Consider the following 21,669-nt stretch of genomic DNA (forward strand, 5'->3'; position numbering starts at 1 on the left):
TCTACACCGATCCAATCCACAACAGCTTCACAAAAATGTGAAGCTGTTTTACGTTTAGTCCCATCATCAGCCGTAACCGTTACAGCTCCGTTTCATTAGTAATTTACTGCACCAGGCCATAGTTTTGCCTAACGAACATCCTTTGCAAATTTGTACAACCGGCTAAGGTAACAGACCCGGTAAGCGCTTTCCATCATTGGTTATAAGTGTTTGTATTCCATTCCTGCAATCCATCTAATAAAAGTATTATGAAAAATCTCCTGTTGTTGCTGGTATGCTGCTTCGCTGTACTGAACATGCGCGCGCAGGATACGCCGCGCACGCCCGCCATTTTACCACGACCCGATTTTCATTTTAAAGGACAGGTAGGCAGAACCTACCTGGAATCAGATCCGGCACAATTCCCGCAAATGGTACAGGCGCCCAAGGGTGCCCCCAATATACTGATGATACTGATTGACGATTGCGGCTTTGGGCAATACAGTACTTTCGGTGGCGGCGTACCCTCGCCTACCATGGATAAACTCGCAGCTGATGGCCTGCGTTTTAACCGCTTTCATACCACTGCTCTGTGCTCCCCTACCAGGGCTGCGTTAATAACAGGGCGCAATCACCACTCCGCTGCTTTTGCCGGCATCACCGAAGCTGCAACCGGGTATGACGGTTATACCTGCATTTTACCAAAGAGCTGCGGAACGGTGGGTGAAGTGCTTCGGCAGAATGGTTATGCCACCGCATGGATAGGAAAAAATCACAACACACCAACCTGGGAGCTCAGTCAGGCTGGCCCTTTCGACCACTGGGCAAGCGGACTGGGGTTTGATTATTTCTATGGGTTTAACGCAGGTGATATGAATCACTGGAACCCGATATTGTACGAAAACCATAACCTCGTTCCCGCTTCTACTGATCCCAACTATTACCTTACCACCGACCTCGCAGACCATGCCATTTCCTGGGTAAGGGAAGTGAAAAGCATCGCGCCCGATAAGCCTTTTTTCCTGTATGTGGCGCCAGGGGCAACACATGCCCCACACCATGTTTCACAGGAATGGATCGCCAGGTTTAAAGGAAAATTTGACAAAGGATGGGATGCATACCGCGAAGAAACATTTGAACGGCAGAAAGCAGCCGGTGTTATTCCGCAGGATACAAAGCTCACACCAAGACCTGAAAGCTTGCCTGCATGGGACGGACTGAATGCCGATCAGAAAAGATTGTATGCGCACATGATGGAAGTATTTGCAGCATACGGCGCGGAATGCGATTATGAAATGGGCAGAATAGTAGATGCCGTAAAACAACTGCCCGATGCAGACAATACGATGATCATTTATATTGCCGGTGACAATGGCGCCAGCGCTGAAGGTGGTATTGAAGGATCGTTGAGCGAAAACCTCTTCTTTAACGGCTTCCCTGAAAAATGGCAGGATAACATAAAAGCCATTGATGAACTGGGCGGCCCCAAACATTATAATCATTTTCCTGCTGAATGGGCATGGGCCATGAATACCCCTTTTCAATGGACGAAACAGGTAGCCAGTCATTTCGGCGGAACACGCAACCCGATGATCATTGACTGGCCTGCCAGGATTAAAGACAAGGGAAGCGTAAGAAGCCAGTTTCTTCATGTGATAGATATTACACCTACTATCTATGATGTTTGCGGCATTACTGCCCCCACAGAACTGAACGGTATTCAGCAAAAGCCTATTGAAGGGCTCAGTTTTGCGTATACATTTCCCAAAGACAGCGTTAATGCAAAAAGCCACCGCGGTACACAGTACTTCGAAATGGCGGTAAACAGGGGTATCTATTACAATGGCTGGATGGCCTCTGCGCTCTCGTTTGCACCCTGGAATCCCAACAGGGAAAACTTTGATCCCGATAAGCAGAAATGGGAACTGTATAACATTGATGCCGACTTTTCACAGGCCAATGACCTTGCACAGCAAAACCCGGAGAAATTGCGCCAGCTGCAGGACTTGTGGTGGGTAGAGGCAGCCAAGTACAATGTATTGCCGATTGACTGGCGCGCTGTTATACGCCTGAATAGTGAACTGATGGGCAGACCCAGCCTTATAAAAGGCCGTACCACGATGACTTATTACCCGGGCACGGTTGGTGTGCCCGATGCTGCTTCGCCACCTATGTTAAACAAATCATGGACCATAACAGCAGATATTGATGTGCCTGCCAATGCCAATGGTATGATTGTTACGCATGGCGGCCTGGAAGGCGGTTACGGGCTTTACCTGCGCAACGGGAAAGTGAACTTCGTATACAACTATCTTGGCAAGGAACGGCCCACCTTCACTGCTAAAACAGCCTTGCCACAGGGCAAAACACAAATAGCGGTTGATTTCAAATACGACGGCGGAGGCATCGGCAAAGGTGGCAGCTTAACCATTACAGCCAATGGCAAAGAGATTGCAGGTGGGCGTCTTGAAAAAACCGTCCCCATCCAGTTTGGTTTGGGTGAAGGACTTGACATTGGGGAAGACGTTGGCTCGCCTGTTGACTTCACGTATAAGCTGCCCTTTGCTTTCACGGGCAAAATAGAAAAAGTCGTTATTAAGTTGGGCACATCCGGCCTAACGCGCATGGAAGAATTGCAGGTGGAAGATGCGAAACAACAAATGGCTAAAGGTGATCAATAACAACAACCCATCTTAGTTCATCTCAATATACCGTTTGCCATGCGCAAAACAATACCGCTCGCCGTATTGCTGGCAATAGTGTTTGCCTGCAATGAAAAGAAATATACAACCAGTGATACAGCTGCTTCTGCCGCGACTGACAGTACAGCCATCGACACAGTTACGCGCAGGTTCCTTCCCGGCCCTGATACTGCCATGAAGATCACGGAAGCTTATGCAAGAACGGTAGCAAGAGATGCCTATTTCTGGGCATGGCCAATGGAAAACATCTACAACCGGCGACTGGCCTTTAAACAGGCCCCTCGTGTGGGTTTAATGAATGGCGTAATACCTTTTGCCCCGCTCAATAATTTGTCGATGCTGCACGACTATATACAACCCCAGCAACGTTGGGTTGCGTGCCCCAACCAGGATGTGGTGTATGGTGCAGCCATTGCGGCATTGGATGAAACACCGGTGATAGTACAGGTGCCCGATTTTGGTGACCGCTTCTGGGTGTACCAAGTGGTTGATACCCGCACAGATGCTTTTGCACAAATTGGTAAGATGTATGGTACGCAGCCCGGGTTTTACCTGCTGGTTGGCCCAACCTGGAATGGCGTTATACCGAAAGGTATTACCAGGGTATTCAGGAGTAAGACCGGCACCGCCTTTGTTGTACCCAGGGTATTCCAGGATGATACGCCCGAAGATCGTGCTGCCATACAAAAAACAATCAATGGTATTGATGTATACCCACTTGACAAGTTTGATGGCCAGGCTAAAACGCAGAACTGGAGTGCACTTCCTTCCCTGGCTTCACCAGTGAAAAATGATGCTTCGGGCGAAACCAGGTGGGTGTTTCCCGATAAGTTCTTTGACGAACTGCCTGCGGTGTTAAAAGATGCGCCGCCGCTGCCCGGCGAGGAAGCACGTTATGCGCAGGTACTTGCGGTAATTGCCGCTGCAGCCAAAGATTCTTTATTGAAGAAGGCCATTATAGACGAAGCACAAAAAGCGGAAAGCGAAATGGTAAGCCCGCTGCTGCAATTTCGCAACTGGGGTATACCATTGGCCTCGCACTGGACAACCGCCAATAACTGCGCTGCTTTCGGAACCGATTATTTTACCCGTACAGCCATCGCCAAATCAAATATATTGGTGAACGTTGGCATAGAAACAAAGTATTTCTACCAGGATCTTGATGCTGCAGGCAACAGGCTCAATGGCGCCAATAACTATACGGTAACGTTTGCCAAAGATCAGCTACCTCCTGTAAATGGATTCTGGTCGCTCACGCTGTATGATGAATACCATTTTTTTGTTCCGAATGACATCAAACGGTATTCGCTCGGCACCAAGAACAAAACGCTGCAATTAAACCCCGACGGTTCACTCACTATTTATGTGCAGGCAAATGCACCAGCCCAACGCGATAACTGGCTGCCTGCACCCAAGGGAAATTTCTCTTTGTATTTACGGGCATACGGACCGAAAGAAGCGGTCATCAACAATACATGGACGCCGCCTGCAGTGGTGAAGGTGAAATAGGATGAAACCGGCATCCTTGATATGCATAGCAGGAATTTGGCCTGCTTCGCTTTGTTGTAAGAAAACACCTTCACCGAGCCCATCTCCTAAAATCAATTGTATACCCATGAAAAAAATAATCTTTTTAAACATTATATCAATCATGGCAAGTACATTAAATGCGCAAATGAAACTCATTACAATAGAGGAACATCTTAACGATCCCGCCATTGCAGCGGCTACGGCGAAAGTACTTGGACCGATTGTCCCGTACACCTCAATTACCACCGATAACCTGCCCGGGGGCGTATTGGAAAATGCAGGAGCCGAACGTTTGGCAAGGATGGACGCCGCAGGGATTGATATGCAAATACTGTCGTATATCAACTCACCGCAATTTCTTCCTGCTTCCGAAGCCATCCCGTTGACAAAAGCCGCCAACAACCGCCTGGCCGAAGCCATTAAGGCTCACCCCGACCGTTTCGCAGCCTTTGCCATGTTGCCCCTGGGCGACCCCGAAGCGTCAGCCGAAGAATTAAAAAGATGCGTCAAAGAATTAGGATTCAAAGGCGCCCTGATAGCCGGACGCCCTGCTGCTGCCGCTAAATTTCTGGACGATCCTTTTTTCGCACCGGTACTGGAAGCCGCCAATGAATTAAAAGTGCCTATTTACATGCATCCGGGTTATCCGCATAAAGATGTGCAGAAGGTATATTACAGCGGTTTTGATTCGCTCGTTACCTCTTTATTCTCACTCTATGCCTGGGGTTGGCACAACGAAGCGGGCATACAAATCATCCGGATGATCTTAGCCGGTGTGTTTGATAAGTATCCCAACCTGCAATTGATATCAGGGCATTGGGGCGAAATGGTTCCGTTCTTTCTGTATCGTATGGATGGCATGCTGCCGCAACAGACAACCCACCTGCAACAATCCATTCTGAATACTTACAAAAATCATATTTATGTAACGCCCAGCGGCATGTTTACCTGGCCACAGTTCCAGTTCACGCTCGAAGTGCTGGGTGCCGACCGTATTATCTACTCGGTAGATTATCCCTACGTGCAGGAAAACAATGCAAGAGAATTTTTGAACAATGCACCGATAAGCAACGAGGATAGGGAAAAAATCGCTCACGGTAATGCAGAAAAACTATTTAAACTACCGCACAATTAAATGCAGCTATGTCATGAATACAATAAGCATGACATAAAAGATACTACCGTTGGTGATAAAACATTTAAAGTACATCTCGATGGCTTTAACCAACTGGATTTTTTAACCGGTAAAGTTGATACCAGTGCGCGTACTGAATTTCCTTATTTCAATGATGATGCACAACTGGTTGGTGCAATCATCCTAACATCAACTCTCCAAGCCCGGTATAGTCGCGCACTACCCTATCGTAACCGAGTGCCTGCGCTATCATAGTATAAATATCCGCTGCGGTTTTGCCTGATTTGTGCAGGTGCTGTACAGAAGTAGCGCCTGCTGATTTGGATAGCTTGCGGTCTGCTGTTTCGAGTAATAAGGGATGATGATAACTCACGGTGTTGCCAAAGTTACTGCCGGGTAACAGCGTGGCAAGGTAATGCTGCGCAAGCGTGGAAGACCAGAGATCTTCTCCGCGCACCACCAGGTCTACGCCGAAGTGATCATCATCTGCCACAGATGCCAATTGGTAAGCTGGGTAGCCGTCTTTTTTGCGCACTACGAATGATTGCATCAATGCGGGTAATGTTGCGGTTACAATGCCTTTGTTGAATGTGTTTACCCGTATGGGCGCTGTTTCACTGGTATGCAGGCGCCAGCTTACACCCGGTGTATCCAGCGGTATGTTTTTGTGGATGCAGGTGCCGGGATATACACCATCCGGCCGCTCACGTAATATTTGTGCGCGGGAACAATCGCAGGCAAATACATGCCCTCCGTCTCTTAGCTGTTGCAAAGCCTGCTGGTACAAAGGCAGGCGATGTACCTGCGAATAGCGATGAAGGTAATTGCCGTAATCTTTTGCGCCTTCATCCCAGGGTATCTCCATCAATTGAAGGGTATTGAAGATATCCTGTACATATGCGGGTTGTATGCGGTCGCGGTCAAGATCATCAATACGCAGCAATACAGTCGCACCTGTTGTACGCGCCAGCGCTGCAGTAAGTGCAAACGACAATACATTGCCCACATGCAGGTAACCGCTGGGCGTAGGCGCTATACGTGTTTTATGGAAGTGGGATGGATAGATGGTTCTTTGTTTTTTTACACTACCAGTGAAATGCGCAACCCAGGTTTAACTGCCAGCCCTGTCGCACGGCTTCGTTGAATTGCGTGGTGCTCATGCTGCCATCTGCAAGATACAATTCATCAGTGCCGTTACCTGTTTTCCAGTAATACCATCCTGCACCCGCAAACACATGCAGCGACCGGGTTACAGCCAGTGAAAGCTGCGCATCAATATCTGCTCCAAGGCCGGTGGCCGCATCTTTAAAACTAATGGGGTGACTGAATGTATTGATCAGGTTCCAGTCTGCCTTGGCATCATAAGCCATTACACGCAGCGCGGCACCTGCTTTCAGCTGAAACAATTTGCTGAGCTGAACAAGCGCCTTTGCTTTTACATATCCACCCTGCCAGCTGGTTTGATAGGTGCTGTGCAGCTGACTATATACACCACCGGGATCGGTTAAAGACAATTGCTGCTGTGTATTGGTATAACCGATAAACGGCTGCAACTCCCAACCCCTGCGCTGAATAAGCCGGTACCCTACCCCGCCGCTGAAAGAGCGCAGGTGCCCGTCTGCCCCGCTGAAATGGCCATCATAAATATTCTGCGTGCGGTTATCACCCGCATAGTCGCGGTCACTGACTTTACCAGTAGACAGGAACACCTGGTTAAAATCTGCCTCCAGCAACCATTTGGGCCATACTTCGTAGTGCACATGCGCACCCAGCACAGCACCGCCGATGGCATGCCATTTCAGTTCAGAGTAAATGTTGGGACTTTGCCCATGCGTATTACCCGCAATAGACCAGCGAAAGTTCCCCTGCCCGTAACCACTGTATATGCTCACTTCGTTAACAGCGGTTGTTTGAGCGCAAAGAGACAAGGGCAATGCAACGAATAACATACAAACGAACAATGCGGTGCTGGTCAATTTCATAATACAATTATAGTGAAAGGCGTCGAGAATCGAGAATCGACAGTCGGGACTATCATAGCGATTCCTATTCGTGAGTGGTCAGTCGTCAGTCGTGAGTGATCGTAGCGAGGCCGGATTTTCGAGACATCGACATTTCGACAGTCGTGACTATCGTAGCGAGCACCAACCATATAGCATAGGAACTGTTGGTGCAAAATGTATCTCGATTCTCGACTGTCGATGTGTCGATGAAATGCCTGCATGCGCGAACGCGCGCCGTAGCCCCAAACACCTTACTGCACATGAAATGCTTCCCAGCCGCTGGCGGTGGTGCGGTTGCAGGTCATGGCCTGAGTACCGTTTTCGCTGCTGATGTATTTGCCATTGTTACCGCGGAAAGCCACAGTACCGTCAGCATTCACCACCCAGTCAAATTTCTCCCAGTCGCCAATAGTGGTGCGGTTACAGGTAATGGGGTTTACACCGTTCTCACTGCTTACATATTTACCCATGCTCTGCAGCGCTACTTTTCCGCCGCCTGCATCTACCACGGTAAACTGTTCCCATGCCTGTGCAGTAGTGCGGGTGCAGGTCATAGGTTGTGTGCCGTTCTCGCTGCTTACATAGTCATTGTTGAAGCCCTTAAGGGTAACAGTTTGTCCATAAGGAATACTGCCGCCACCGGTAGTTTGTGCATATACACGCACGTAGTCTACCAGCATGGTTGCAGGCAGGCTGCCGGCATCTACTGTTTGTCCGGGGAAGTCACCTGCTACTGCGAGGTTCAGGATAATAAAAAAGGGATGGTGAAATTCTTCCGTACTGTTGATATTGTTTTGAATATTGGCAGTGGCATACTGCGTATTGTCTACATACCAGCGAATTTCATTGGCATCCCATTCAATGGCGTACACATGGTAATCGGTAACACTGGTACTGGTGTTGCCACCGTATTGCACATGACCGTTGGCATCCCAGTGAATGGTGCCATAGATAGTGCTGTTGGTGTTCACGTGTTCCATGATGTCAATCTCACCGCATTTGGGCCAGCCCACGGTGCCGATATTGGAGCCCAGCATCCAGAAAGCAGGCCATAAGCCTTGTACCGAAGGCAGCTTGATACGCGCCTCTACGCGACCGTAGGTGGTAGTGAAATGCCCGGCGGTGTTCATGCGGGCAGAGGTATACGGGTAGCCGCCCACGCTTTGGTTTTTGGCAGTGATCACCAGGTTGCCGTTGCTTACGCTGGCGTTGGAAGCCTGGTAATACTCCTTTTCATTGTTTACACCCGGACCGGTTTCAAAAGTCCAGTTGGCGGTGTTTACGCTGGTGCCGTTAAATTCATCGGCCCATACCAACTGGTAAGCGGCAGCAGCACGGGGCGCAGTGAGGCTGGCGGACTGTTGCGCCTGCAGGTCTTTTTTACAGCCGGGCAATCCGGCAAATAAGGCTGCGGCAAGGCAGCAGCAAAGCAATCGTGTAAGATGTAGCATAGTGATGGTTTTTGTTTCATAAGTTATAACCGGGACAGCAGGAAACGCACGCAGGAGCTACAAGAGGCAAGGGCAGCAATCTTTAATCGTTCCCTAATTTCCTGAATAAATGGTGTATTTCCAAAACAAAAAACTGCTATATCCAACAAACCACTACTACCTGCAACAGCGGTATACACAGCTGCCTGCTTTTTAATAACTTTGCCGATTATGACCAGCCAGTTCAAACAATTCTCGTTTAAAAAGATAGGGCTCAGTACCATCACCGCAGGTATGTTGGATCAGCTTACGCAGCAGAACCTGCGGGAGTTTATTAAAGTAATCTTCTTACGCAAGGGCAGCCGTATTCAAATTGATTTTAAACAGTATGAACTGGCACAGGATGCAATTTTCTTTATCACCGAAGGGCAATACTATCAACTCGGCGAAACCGGTACCGACGGATTGCTGTTATACTATAACCGTGATTTTTATTGCGTGGCCTTACACGATAAAGAAGTCTCGTGCGATGGTATCCTGTTTCACAATGTGTACGATATTCCCGTTGTATATCTTGATGAAGAACGCTCTGCACAGATACAATCTTACCTGAAAGAAATTGCCAGCGAGTTCAATGCTGAAGACACCACTGCAGAAGAAATGCTGCGCATTTTGCTGAAGCAGATCATCATTCGCAGCACACGCATCTGGAAAGAAGCCAACCAGGCACCTGCACCGGAAAGCGGCGACAGTAAACAGGAAATGGAATTTGCACGCAAGTTCAGTCAGCTGGTTGAGTGGAACTACACGACCAAACACGGCGTTGCCGAATACGCCGAACTGCTGAACCTTACCCCCAAGGCACTGCACAAGCGCATTGCCAGGTACAGTACGCAAACACCCAACGATATCATCAAAAACCGCATATTGCTTGAAGCCAAACGCCTGCTGGTGCACACTTCACTTACGGTAAAAGAAATCGGCTACAAGCTGGGTTATGATGACCCTGCTTACTTTGTACGCTTCTTCACCAACCAGGCTTCCGTATCACCGCAACACTTCAGGAAGGATTACCAGCTGACCGGGGAAGTGTCGTAGGTTGGGTGTTGCGCGCATTCGCGCATGTGGGAGCTTATCGAGACATCGGCAGCCGGGATACATTTTGCTCCAATGCATTTTTTCCGCCCGTGGCTGTGTCCTCACAGCCACTAACATGAACCTGCATGCCGGCGGGACACTGCTATGGGCCTCATGGAGGCAATGCATTCCCAACACTCCGCCCGTGGCTGTGTCCTCACAGCCACTAACATGAACCTGCATGCCGGCGGGGACACCGGCATGGGCCTCATGGAGGCAATGCATTCCCAACACTCCGCCCGTGGCTGTGTCCTCACAGCCACTAACGCGAACATGCATGCCGGCGGGGACACCGCTATGGGCCTCATGGAGGCAATGCATTTCCAACACTCCGCCCGTGGCTGTGTCCTCACAGCCCCTAACGCGAACATGCATGCCGGTGGGGCCCACCGGCATGGGCCTCATGGAGGCAATGCATTTCCAACACTCCGCCCGTGGCTGTGTCCTCACAGCCACTAACGCGAACCTGCATGCCGGCGGGGACACCGCTATGGGCCTCATGGAGACAATGCATTTCCAACACTCCGCCCGTGGCTGTGTCCTCACAGCCACTAACATGAACCTGCATGCCGGTGGGGACACCGGCATGGGCACCTGGAGTGTAAATCGCCACCGGCAACAGGCATAATACCTGCTAAGATCATCTCGACTGTCGATTCCCGATTCCCGGTTTTAACGGTTACAATACCCGCAAACCCTGGTTTTGACTTATCTTTGCGCCGGATTATCAATACCTACTGCCCAACGAAGTGCTTTCCAGCCCAATTATCATTGTTTTATTGAATATGTATGTTAACAGACCGGAGTAGTTTGCGGGTGTGTATGGTATTGCTGACCATTTTTGCGTGCAGTGTAACCGTCAGCGCGCAATCAAATGCATCTTCTGACAGTCTTGGCCGGCAACGGGATATTGTAGATGCCATCCAGCGCGCTTTTAAACCCGGTTCCCCTATCCGCTCCGGCGAAAACAACAAAAAACTCACACAGATTTCCGTGGCCCCTGCTTTCGGATACACCCTGCAAACCGGGCTGGCAGGTATTATCACCGGCAATGCGCTTATACAAAGCAGCAAATACCCCAGCCAGAACATTTCTGCCATTAACTCGTACCTGGCCTATACACAATACAACCAGCTGCTATTTAACACAGAAAGCACCATCTGGACAGACAATAACAAGTACAACCTCATTGGCGACTGGCGCCTGCTGCGCTACCCTTCTGAGAACTATGGTTTGGGCAGCACCACCTCCATCAACGACCATTTTACCATCAATTATAATTACCTGCGCCTGCATGAAGCGGTACTGCGCAACATAGGGCGTAACTGGTATGCGGGATTGGGTTACCAGTTCGATTACCATTGGGGCATCAGCGAATCGGGCGTGGATACCAATAAGGGCGCAACAGACTTTGACCGGTACGGTTTCCGCAAAAACAGCATATCGAGCGGCATTACCCTGAATTTGCTGCAAGACACGCGCACCAACCCCGTAAACCCGCGCGGCGGCTGGTATGGCAAACTGGTAGTGCGCAATAATTTTACCTGGTTGGGCAGCAACAGCAACTGGCAAAGCCTGCTGATAGACGCCCGCAAATACATACCCGTAAACCATGGCAAACAGGTGCTTGCTCTGTGGAGCTATAACTGGTTTACCCTTCATGGCAACCCACCCTATCTTGACATGCCTTCGCTTGGCTGGGACACGTATAACAATACGGGCCGTGGATACATTCAGAGCCGTTTCCAGGGTAAAAACATGCTGTACGATGAGGCGGAATACCGTTTTAATATCACGGCCAACGGGTTGCTGGGTGCTGTGCTGTTTACCAACATGCACAGCTTTAGCCAGTGGCCGGGCGGTTCGTTTGAAAAACTGAATGTGGGTTACGGCGGCGGACTGCGTATCAAGCTCAATAAATTCTCCAACACCAATATTGCCATAGACTATGGCCTGGGCTTCCAGGGCAGCCGCGGGTTATTTGTAAACCTGGGCGAAGTGTTTTAGGGACACAAAAATGCCGGGCTAAAAATAACCCGGCCTAACAAAAACTTAGTTAGAATTTCTCCAACATTATAGACACAAATGTATGGCCAATTGTTGCCTTCAACATGAAATTTTTCATATTTAACATACTGAATTTGATGTTTTTACAACAATGTTGAGGTATTGATTGATAAAACTAGTCCAGCGCTTCTTCCTGCTGCATAATCAAAAAAAGGATACCTCCGAACACCGGCAGCAACAGCGTGGTGAACAACCAGGTTCTGCGGGCAGGCAGCAAATCACGGTCGCGGTAAATGCGCAAAACTGTGGCGATATAAAAAATAGTGAGCAGCACAATACCCGAATTGGCCAGCAGGTAACGCCAGGTAGCGTCCATGTCAATGGCATAAAATCCTGTTAACATCCCGGCGGTCCCCAATATCAGCAGCGCGTAATAAAATGTATTTTTCATGGTAGCAGGTTTTGCTTAGGATAAAACAAAGTGCATACCGCGGTAGGTTTAAGCGTACCGGAAACCCGTTTACTACCGCGCCGGTTTGCGGTGCCGGGCAGCTTGAGGAATACCCTCCCCAAAAGCAGCAATGGCAGCGGCGTAAAGCTACAGCGAGGTGCTGTTGCGGTTTTGCAGTGGCACAATACTTGTCATACCAATCACAGAACGCTCATCTCGTAATTAAAAAAACAATAGCATATGCGTAACCAGAAACTCGCCGTTAGTATAGCCATTGGCGCAGCTGTAGTTGCAGCCGGTGTCATTTTTTTCAGAAGCAAAAAAGGCAAAGAAATTCTTTCTTCTGTAAAAGATGCTGCCAGTGATGCAAGCGATGAAATAAGAGACCACCTGGCTTCTTTAAGCGACAAGGCTTCAGCCACCATTAAAAAAGGAAAAGAACATTTACATAATGTAACGAATAAGGTGAAGGAACAAGCCCTTTAAAAAAAAGAGCGCTCAGGCGCTCTTTTTTTAGCTACGAGTTTTTATCGTGCGTTTAAGGTTTAACGTTTGATGTTTAACGTTGATCTTAGCGAGGAACGTAACGTAGCTTGCTTATTTTACTATTAACAGCTAATAACTATTCAGCTTCTTTCTGGCTGCAGTTTATTGGCTGTTTGCTTTTATCCAGGCTAAGCTTATAACGAGCTTACTGTATTAACTGCTAATCCTATCAGCCAATCGCTATAGCTAACCACCATTCGCTATTGGCTATCAGCTAACCGCTACCAACTAATAGCTGCTTCTACTGCTTTATACGCACCGTATCCTGTACCGGCAGATTATCCCTGAGTGAGAAAATATAGTTCACCATTTTGCGGGCATCTTCATGGGAGATGTTGGGGTGTGGGGTCATGGCGGCATCGCCCCATATGCCGCGGCTGCCGCGGATGATGGCGGTAGTCAGTTTGTCTACATTGCCTTCGAGGGGCTGGTATTTGCGGGCAATATCTTTATAGGATGGGCCTACCACTTTTTTCTCGATGGCATGGCAGGTAAAACAATCTGCACGCGTAATTAGTACCGCACCATCACGAACGGCTTCATCTGCTGAATGGCCACCGCTGTTTACCAGGCTGTCTGTTGCGGGTGAAAGTGTGCCGCCACCGCCGGTTTTGGGCGCGGGGTTGTTACAGGCCAGTATTGCCAGGGCAAATAATGCTGCAACTGTTGTTATCATAGGCTGTGTCATACCCCATGCAGTACAATACTGATGCCAGCAGCTGTTACAGGATGCTGAAAGGAAGATGGATATTGAAAACTGATCCCTCATTTACATGCGAGGTAACCGTAAGTGAACCGCCATGCGCTTCTATCAGCTGTTTGGATACATGCAGGCCCAGGCCGCTGGAGCTTTCATTGGCAACACCTGCACGGCCGGAGGCAGAAAAACGGTCGAACAAGGTAGGTAACAGGGCTTCAGGAATACCGATGCCGTTATCGGCAATGGTGATACGCACGCCGCTGTGGTAGCGGTTAAGTCCAAGGGTAATATTGCCTTCTGCAGGTGTAAATTTCACCGCATTGTGAATAATATTGTCTACAGCGCGCTGCAGGTTGGCTGTATGGATATTGCCATGCACGGCTTTACCGGGCAGCTTTAACTGCAGCTGCTTCTCCGGCGGCAAACGGCGCTGCCACTGGTCGCAAATGGTTTCCAGCCATTCGTTGAGCGATACACATTGTGTTTGCAGTCCGCTGATGTTCTTTTGCCTTGCTGCATTAATCAGCTCATCAATAATAATCTCGGCCTGTGCGCAGCTTTGCTGCATCCAGTGCACATATTCTTCTTTCTGTTTTTCAGAATGCGGGTAATCGTTCAGTAAGCCCAGCACTGCGCGTATGGCTGATACCGGGTTACGCAGGTCGTGCACTACCTGGGCGAGTATGTCGGACTTTACGTCGCTCACCTGCGCAATGACTTTATTCTGCTCTGCAATAATGCGTATCTGCAAATAATAATTCACGTGGTACGAATACAGCATGCGTGCGATGAGTAAAAAAGCCATGGTAATAAAGGCCAGCACAAAAAAGCTGAATACCTGCAGGGTATACATCACCTGGTAATGCTGGCAGGCTACAACGAACACCGTTCCGCAGGTGCCTGCAATCAGCAGCAGTTCGCGCCAGTTGAATACCATCAATACACTAATCACCACCAAACCCACCACCATCATCACCAGCGTGCTGCGCAGGTTATTGGGCTGCACAAAAGTGAACCACATACAACCGGTAATAAACAGCAGGGAATACAATAAGGTGATAAAATGATACCGTACCAGCTTCTCAGCCGTTGTTTTGCGTTGTACCAGTGCAATGGTGGTAATGCAGGCAAACGCCGTACAAAACAGGAACAGCAAAACCTTGGCATAATATTGCCACACACCCGGTAATGTTTTATTATAGTTAATCACCAGCGCCGAAGCAAACAACAGCAGGCAGGTTACCCCAACAAAACGCGCCAGCCAACCCGTTACTTTCAGGTTCTGCAACCGCACGGTTTGCTGAAAATCTTTGCGGTACGCTTTATCGATGGCAGTGAATAAATATAAGGTCATGGATTGTTCAAGGGCATGAATAGAAGCAGAGAATGGTTACGGATACTATTGGGTTGAATTATAGAAGTTGCATTTGCAGTAGTTGTTATAGGATAAAAAGTGGATTATTCTTTAAGGATGACAAATATATTATAAAATGAATGCCGTGCCAAACAACCCACCCCGTTTGTATGACGCAGATCATATATTAATATTTATTTCATCTATTACAGGTTATCAGGAAATAAATTACAGCCAGAAACAAGGAGTAAAAATAACTAAAAAAGCCGTGCCCCCATTAAGTTGAAACGGGCTGCACGGCTTTGTGTTATATCAATTAATGTACTGCGATTGGTATATCGCTGCACCTCTATTTTACCGTAGTAGCATCATCAATTAAAAACACCAGGTTACCCCTGTGTGCTTTTACTTCTTCATTTGCTGCAGGTGTGGCAGTGAGTTTTGCTTTCAGCTTTTTGAGCGTGTTGCGGGCTGCTGCCTGTGCAATATCATCATAACCGCCACGCTCTGCCAGCATTTGTGCCAGGGCTTTTACGTAGGTGGTTTGCAGGTACTGGCGGTATACGTTTACATTGCCGTTGATATCTGCATCGAAGATGGCCCTGGTTAAATCGTTCAGCACATCTACTGCAGTATACTGGTTGCCGTACAAACGGGTGGCTGTAATACGCTGCAGGGTTTGTGCATGCAGCAGGTGCGAAATGGCGCCAACTGCAAGTGTGTTATATACAGCGGTTACCTTGGGATCTTCTGTTGTGCTGAAGAAGTTAAAACCGCGGCGCTGTGTTTGCAGGTAAGGAATTACCTGTGCATCTGCATCAAAGGCATTTGGTGCAAAAACATTGCGGGCCAGCACATCCATGGCTTTTTTCTGGTAAGCCAGCGGTACCGGTGTATACGGTTTGGTGGCACCTGTTTCGCCTACAAAACTGCGGTCGATGTACACACCACCAATGTAACGGCTTACTGCTGCAATCATGGAGTTACGCTGACCGTTGAGCAGGTTGTACCGCGCACGCAGCTCGGCATAACTTGCATCCGGGCGGGCATACTTGGTTTTGAGTTTGCCCATTAACAGGTTCACCAGTTTAAAACGGTCGTCGGCATAACCTACGGCATCGCTGGTTAAATCGTTCACGTTTACACGTGGGTCTATGGCCTTGCCTGCTGCACGCATGTCATCGGCATCATTGCCAAACATCAGTCCGGGTTCGTTGCTGCGCGCCAGTATACGTTTGCGGAAAGCAGCTTCTTCTGTTTCACTGGCAGTAGGTGTATAGGCAAATTCAATGGCCCATAAATCGTACGGACCAGGCTTGGTAGTGTAGTAATCGCCCTGTTTACTGCGGTCGAGACTTACATTGATGGCAGGATAATCCATTACGCTACCCTGTAAGCCCAGTTTGTGCGTGATCTCTGTATTGTTGATTTCTGCAGGGCTCAGCATCTGGCTGGCTTTCATGTTGTGCATTAAGCCCATGGTATGCCCCATTTCATGCAGTATCAGGTAATACAGGAACTGTTTGTGCATTTCCTTTAATTCGTTGTCCGGCGCACCTGCCGCTTCCAGCGCGGTAACACCAGTAAGGAACTGCATTTTCAGTTCAGCAGCCATATTGCACATTTCAGGTTTGGCGCTGTTGGCCAAAGCCTGTTGTGCGGGCTGTGTTGCGCCTGCAAAGGTAGCGGTGGTTACATTCAGCGGCAGGTTGCTGCCAGCCATAGCGGGACTTCCGGGGTTGTTGAATATTTCATCGTACACCGGTGTAAAGCTGCCGCTGTACCATTCTACCATAATATCGGCACCCAGTATTTCACCGCTCAGCGGGTTTACAAAGCTGGGTCCGTAAGCGCCATAGGCAGGGTACGGTGAGCTTACCCAGCGAATTACATTATAACGGATATCACCAGCTTCCCAGGTAGCCGTATCCGGCTGCACTTTCATTACCACGGCGTTTTTGAAACCGGCTTTCTCGAAAGCTTCGTTCCATTTTTCACCGGCAGCTTTAATCACATCCCTGTATTCAACAGGCGTAGTGTTTTCAATGTACCAGGTAATGGGTGTAACAGGTTCGCTGAGCGCAGCGGAAGGATCTTTTTTCACCAGGTTCCAGCGGTGTATCATATCACGGAAAGGTGTGGGTGATATGCTGGTTTGGTCGGTTACTTCTTCGGTAAAGAAACCTACACGCGGGTCATCCAATCTTGGTTTAAAATTGTCTTCAGGCAGTTCAAGAAAGGAATGCTGTACGCGGATACGGTTAAAACGCGCATCAGCAATGTCTTTTCCGCCACCGTTAAAAGGCATGGGATTGTCGTACGCGAGATCCACCACCACATCGGTATTAAGCGGGTAAGCACGCACTTTCACCAGCTGGCTTTTACCGGGGTTTAAACCGCCCAGGTTAAACACGGCACCCGGCGGAATACCGGGCGGGAAGGTTGGCTTTATCTGGTCGAGCTTTTCGCCCATAAACAGGCCATCGCCCGATACCAGGTAACCGGTGCTGTCTTCTGCCACAATTTTCTCTGTGAGGAAGATGGCTTCAGGCTGGTTTACATCAGCCGATTTGCTTACCGGGTTGGCAGGATCGTAGTAGAAATTGGTGTTCATGCGCTGGAATTCCAGCCTGTCGTAATACTTTTTAATACAGATCACCGCATTGTCGCGGTAAGTGCCTTTGTTCAGTCCCAATGAAGCCGGGCCATTCTCAGAGAAGCTCTGGTAGATGTATTTTTTTCCCAGCTGGCCTTTGCTTACGAAGATCTGTGTATTGCCATTGGCAGTATCCAGGTAAACGGTAAACAGTCCTTCCATTTTCTTGTTGCCTTTGGTTTTATCGGCAATGGAAGTCTTTTTAGGGGCGCTGGCGGCAGCGGATTTGGCGGTATCGGCCAATGCTTTTTTTACGTTGGCGGGCAATGTTTGCGCATGGGTGCTGTTGACCAGCAATGCGCCTGCCGCAATAAGGGTACAGGTGACGAGGGTAGTCTTCATTTACAGTTATTTTCTTTGGCTAAATATAAGGGATTGCGCCTATGCATACATCAGCTTGTGATAAATGGCGGAAAGTGTATATCGGGCAGGCAGCGTTACATGCGGGCTAATCTGCCTGCGCTGCGTGCATCTTCCGGCCAAATCATTATCTTTACCAGTATTACATCAAAGATTTAAGCACAGATACATTGAATTTTACAGAATTTGGTTTTGATGAACGGTTAATGGATGGGATCGATTCGATGGGTTATGAAACCGCCACCCCGGTTCAGGAGCAGGTAATTCCCCCTATCATCGAAGGAAGGGATATTATTGCCTTTGCGCAAACTGGCACCGGTAAAACAGCCGCTTTCCTGTTGCCCGTAATTCATAAACTGCTTACCCAGCCGCACGATGCGCAGCAAATCAACGCCATGGTTATTGTGCCTACGCGTGAACTGGCCGTGCAGATCGCCCAATCTATGGAGGCTATCTCCTACTTTACTTCTGTTAGCTCTATCGCTGTTTACGGCGGTAACGACGGATCGCTGTTTTCTGCAGAGAAAAAAGCTTTGTCGCACGGGGTTGACATGGTGATATGCACCCCCGGCCGCATGATTGCCCACCTGAACATGGGTTACGTAAAGCTGGACGGCCTGAGATACCTGGTACTCGACGAAGCAGACCGCATGCTGGACATGGGCTTCTACGACGATATTAACCGCATTATCTCTTACCTGCCCAAAGAAAGGCAGAACCTGCTGTTTTCAGCGACCATGCCTCCCAAGATCAAGAAGCTGGCAGCCAGCATTTTATGGAACCCAGTTGAAATAAGTATCGCCATTTCCAAGCCACCGGAGAAAATAGTACAGGAAGCTTTCGTGGTGTACGAACCACAGAAAATACCCCTGGTAAAATACCTGCTCACCAATGGTGATTTCTCCAGCGTACTGGTATTCTGTTCCCGCAAACAGAATGTAAAAGCGTTAACCGCCGAGCTGAAAAGAGCCAACCTGCCGGTTGACCAGATTCACTCAGACCTGGAGCAGGACAAACGCGAGCAGGTACTGGTTGATTTCCGCAACAAGAAACTCAGCATCCTGGTAGCTACCGACATTTTAAGCCGCGGTATTGATATTGAAGATATTGACCTGGTTATCAACTACGACGTACCGAACGACGGCGAGGATTATGTACACCGCATTGGCCGTACAGCCCGCGCAGCAACAGAAGGTACTGCCTATACTTTTATTGAAGAAAAAGAGCAAAACAAGTTTGCCCGTATTGAGCAATTACTGGGACATGCCGTTACAAAGGCACAGGTACCGGAGCAATTCGGTCCTACCCCTGAATACACGCCTCATGTGCGTCGCGGCAGTGGCGGCGGAGGCGGCAAACGCCGGTTTCATCACAAGGGTGGCCCCAAACGCCACTCTGGTAACAGGAAACCGTAAACAACTCATTTTAAATACATTGCAGCTGTTAACGCTTATTTGCCTGCAGCTACATCATTCAAAAGCCCGTACATTTTACGGGCTTTTTTTATGTTTGAAAGTTGAAGGTTTGACGTTTTATGTTTGACGTTTAAGGCTTCCCCGTTTATTATGCGCGTTACAGCCGATATCGCCTCATTTATTCTTAACTACAACTTCAATCAACGACACCTAACCATATAACTATCAACCCATTTCAACCATCTATCTCAAATACCCCTTTTGACACGGTACAGTATTTGGATTACTCACCCACATCTAACCAAACTATAGCCATATGCGATTCCTGCTGGTACTTATTATCCTGATAATCATAGGCGGCACTGTATTTTATTTCCTTCCCGGCACTATCCACCTCGAAAAATCCATGGTATTGAAAGCAAAGCAACCGGTGGTATACCGTGCCCTGAGCAATACCAATGAATGGAAAAAATGGGCGGAATGGCTGCGCTCCGATCCGGGAGCAACCATCACGTATAATGGTCCGGCTGCAGGTTCGGGTGCACGTTTAAACTGGAGCAGTGATGTAGCGGATTATGGTGAAGGCGATGTTTTAATTGAATCGACCCAGGAGCCTGGTCAGCTCAGGGCCACCATTACCTATAAAAAATACGGTGTTGCGGGAAACAGCTTCCTGGTAGAAAACACCGGTAACGGCACCCGCGTTATCTGGACCTCTGATGTGGTGATCAGCAACTGGTTCAATAAAGTATATGCAAACAGCTGGCGCAAACGCTTCAACACCTGGATGGATGCCAGCCTCAGGAACCTCGACGAATACACGGCTGCCGAACCCGAATACCCCCTTGTTCAGCAAGACACCATGCTGCACAAGGTAGACAGCCTGAACCGCCAGATAGATTCCCTGCGAAGCGCCAGGAAAGACACGGTGTACGTGCCATAGCAAGATATTCCTGTGCAGAGCTGCGAGGTTGGTTGCTCGCAGAATACGCGGAAAACGCTGAAATCTTAAGCGAAGATCAAAGCGCATTTTAACGCGCTGAAGCCGCCTGCCACGGCAACAGATACCATCGCTCTAGCATCGTTCGACCATCGTTCGGGCTTTTGCACTTATCAATTTCACGCAAGGATCGCAAGGGAACAAAGCCGCAAAAGATTTGCTTAGATGGCCCCGACTGTCGATTCTCGATTCCCGAACACGCCTACACCCCGCAGGGTATCCCCAAAACAATGAAAGGTGTACTCCTTGCGGAACACACCTTTTTTTGAACGCTTATCTCTTTATTATTTTTATCCTGCTTCTTTCTTTTTTACGGAAAGTTGTGGGATATGTTTCAACGTAGAGAATCACCGTTCTTTGATGATAACAGTAGCAAAACCGTACCAGATTTCATGTATGCCAACAGAAAGAATAAGCCGGCTATTTATCAGTACATTAATTATCTGTGATTTTTTTACTGCATTTCCCGGAACGGCAAAGTGTGGAATAGCTTCAACCATAGCTGTAGAATAATGGATCAGGCCTGTTGTTTCTTCACCCGGAGGAACTGCATAGCCCGTTTTTTGTGGGGCTGGTGCGTTACACATATTCTGCAAAGCCATGCAACCATCCAACCATCCCGCAATTGAACCATCTTTCCCGCCATGGCACGATTTTTCCCTTACAGCCCGGTAAAAGGTAACTTATGAATACAAACCGCTTGTCACCCTCCATCACCGCATCCCTTAATGCACAAATGACCAAGGAAGCACATGCTTCACAGATCTATCTTTCTTACGCATCCTGGGCGCAGAGTGAAGGATACGACGGCATTGCGAACTTCCTGTTCAGGCATGCCAAAGAAGAACGCAACCACATGATGAAATTTCTCGAATACATTCTTGAAAGAGGCGCGCGTGTTAAAATAGACGCCATTCCCGAACCTGGTCCTGACCCGCTGCATGTGCAGGATTGTTTTGAAAAAGTATTTCAGCAGGAGCTGGACAATACGAAGGGCATTTACCAGCTGGTGAAACAGAGCTTTACGGAAGAAGACTGGGCCACCTGGAATTTTATGCAGTGGTTTGTAAAAGAACAAACCGAAGAAGAAACACTGGCTATTAACCTGCTCGATAAAATCAAGATTGCCGGCGGCGCACAAGCCAGCAGCGATGCCCTATACGCACTTGACCGCGACCTCGAAAAAACACCCGATGACGCAGAACTTGCAGAAGACAAATCACAGGATAACCCGTAACAGCCGGCTTCGAGCTTCGAGCTACAA

At 48.7% G+C, this 21,669-nt stretch carries 16 protein-coding genes; 9 read left to right on the forward strand and 7 right to left on the reverse strand.

Going from position 1 to position 21,669, the window contains the following annotated elements; translation table 11 throughout:
* The first annotated feature begins 248 nt into the window (after window positions 1–248).
* From DXN05_RS15145 to DXN05_RS15155, 3 genes are all read left to right on the forward strand, one after another.
* Window positions 249–2,660: an arylsulfatase gene (locus DXN05_RS15145; RefSeq protein WP_211330065.1), complete on the forward strand. Its 2,412-nt coding sequence runs from the start codon at window positions 249–251 to the stop codon at window positions 2,658–2,660.
* A 39-nt stretch (window positions 2,661–2,699) separates the two neighbouring features.
* Window positions 2,700–4,190, forward strand: a complete 1,491-nt coding sequence (locus tag DXN05_RS15150; RefSeq protein WP_116848114.1) for a DUF1254 domain-containing protein — start codon at window positions 2,700–2,702, stop codon at window positions 4,188–4,190.
* A 142-nt stretch (window positions 4,191–4,332) separates the two neighbouring features.
* Window positions 4,333–5,346 (forward strand): amidohydrolase family protein, encoded by a 1,014-nt coding sequence (locus tag DXN05_RS15155; RefSeq protein WP_211330066.1) that lies wholly within the window; start codon window positions 4,333–4,335, stop codon window positions 5,344–5,346.
* Window positions 5,347–5,524: 178 nt separating this feature from the next.
* Here the strand turns inward: DXN05_RS15155 and DXN05_RS15165 are convergent, their stop codons facing one another.
* The 3 genes from DXN05_RS15165 to DXN05_RS15175 form a co-directional block, all read right to left on the reverse strand.
* Window positions 5,525–6,412 (reverse strand): glutamate--tRNA ligase family protein, encoded by an 888-nt coding sequence (locus DXN05_RS15165; protein ID WP_116848115.1) that lies wholly within the window; start codon window positions 6,410–6,412, stop codon window positions 5,525–5,527.
* Between the two features lie 19 nt (window positions 6,413–6,431).
* A complete protein-coding gene (locus tag DXN05_RS15170; protein ID WP_116848116.1) occupies window positions 6,432–7,328 on the reverse strand; it encodes an omptin family outer membrane protease in 897 nt (298 codons plus the stop codon).
* A gap of 272 nt (window positions 7,329–7,600) precedes the next feature.
* The gene (locus DXN05_RS15175; RefSeq protein WP_262511510.1) at window positions 7,601–8,854 is read right to left on the reverse strand and encodes a family 16 glycosylhydrolase; all 1,254 of its coding nucleotides are present in this window, start codon (window positions 8,852–8,854) and stop codon (window positions 7,601–7,603) included.
* A gap of 156 nt (window positions 8,855–9,010) precedes the next feature.
* Here DXN05_RS15175 and DXN05_RS15180 point away from each other — a divergent pair, with 156 nt between their 5' ends.
* Complete coding sequence (locus tag DXN05_RS15180) at window positions 9,011–9,877, forward strand: helix-turn-helix domain-containing protein (protein WP_116848118.1); 867 nt, start codon at window positions 9,011–9,013, stop codon at window positions 9,875–9,877.
* A gap of 828 nt (window positions 9,878–10,705) precedes the next feature.
* Window positions 10,706–11,923, forward strand: coding sequence for a BamA/TamA family outer membrane protein (locus DXN05_RS15190; RefSeq protein WP_116848120.1), 1,218 nt, complete (start codon window positions 10,706–10,708; stop codon window positions 11,921–11,923).
* 175 nt (window positions 11,924–12,098) lie between these two features.
* On the opposite strand, the gene DXN05_RS15195 is transcribed toward DXN05_RS15190, so the two are convergent.
* Window positions 12,099–12,374, reverse strand: coding sequence for a PLDc N-terminal domain-containing protein (locus tag DXN05_RS15195; RefSeq protein ID WP_116848121.1), 276 nt, complete (start codon window positions 12,372–12,374; stop codon window positions 12,099–12,101).
* Window positions 12,375–12,614: 240 nt separating this feature from the next.
* On the opposite strand from DXN05_RS15195, the gene DXN05_RS15200 reads away from it, so the two are divergent.
* Window positions 12,615–12,860 carry a YtxH domain-containing protein gene (locus tag DXN05_RS15200; RefSeq protein ID WP_116848122.1) on the forward strand — a complete coding sequence of 82 codons (246 nt, stop codon included), beginning with the start codon at window positions 12,615–12,617 and terminating at the stop codon, window positions 12,858–12,860.
* A 301-nt stretch (window positions 12,861–13,161) separates the two neighbouring features.
* Here the strand turns inward: DXN05_RS15200 and DXN05_RS15205 are convergent, their stop codons facing one another.
* From DXN05_RS15205 to DXN05_RS15215, 3 genes are all read right to left on the reverse strand, one after another.
* Window positions 13,162–13,596, reverse strand: a complete 435-nt coding sequence (locus DXN05_RS15205; protein WP_147313932.1) for a c-type cytochrome — start codon at window positions 13,594–13,596, stop codon at window positions 13,162–13,164.
* Between the two features lie 46 nt (window positions 13,597–13,642).
* A complete protein-coding gene (locus DXN05_RS15210) occupies window positions 13,643–14,974 on the reverse strand; it encodes a sensor histidine kinase (protein WP_116848124.1) in 1,332 nt (443 codons plus the stop codon).
* A 349-nt stretch (window positions 14,975–15,323) separates the two neighbouring features.
* A complete protein-coding gene (locus tag DXN05_RS15215; protein ID WP_116848125.1) occupies window positions 15,324–17,972 on the reverse strand; it encodes a zinc-dependent metalloprotease in 2,649 nt (882 codons plus the stop codon).
* A 188-nt stretch (window positions 17,973–18,160) separates the two neighbouring features.
* Here DXN05_RS15215 and DXN05_RS15220 point away from each other — a divergent pair, with 188 nt between their 5' ends.
* From DXN05_RS15220 to DXN05_RS15235, 3 genes are all read left to right on the forward strand, one after another.
* Complete coding sequence (locus tag DXN05_RS15220; RefSeq protein WP_116848126.1) at window positions 18,161–19,405, forward strand: DEAD/DEAH box helicase; 1,245 nt, start codon at window positions 18,161–18,163, stop codon at window positions 19,403–19,405.
* A 316-nt stretch (window positions 19,406–19,721) separates the two neighbouring features.
* The gene (locus DXN05_RS15225; protein ID WP_116848127.1) at window positions 19,722–20,348 is read left to right on the forward strand and encodes an SRPBCC family protein; all 627 of its coding nucleotides are present in this window, start codon (window positions 19,722–19,724) and stop codon (window positions 20,346–20,348) included.
* 742 nt (window positions 20,349–21,090) lie between these two features.
* Window positions 21,091–21,642: a ferritin gene (locus tag DXN05_RS15235; RefSeq protein ID WP_116848129.1), complete on the forward strand. Its 552-nt coding sequence runs from the start codon at window positions 21,091–21,093 to the stop codon at window positions 21,640–21,642.
* The last annotated feature ends 27 nt before the right edge of the window (window positions 21,643–21,669 follow it).

It is taken from the genome of Deminuibacter soli (assembly GCF_003412455.1).
Classification (GTDB): domain Bacteria; phylum Bacteroidota; class Bacteroidia; order Chitinophagales; family Chitinophagaceae; genus Deminuibacter; species Deminuibacter soli.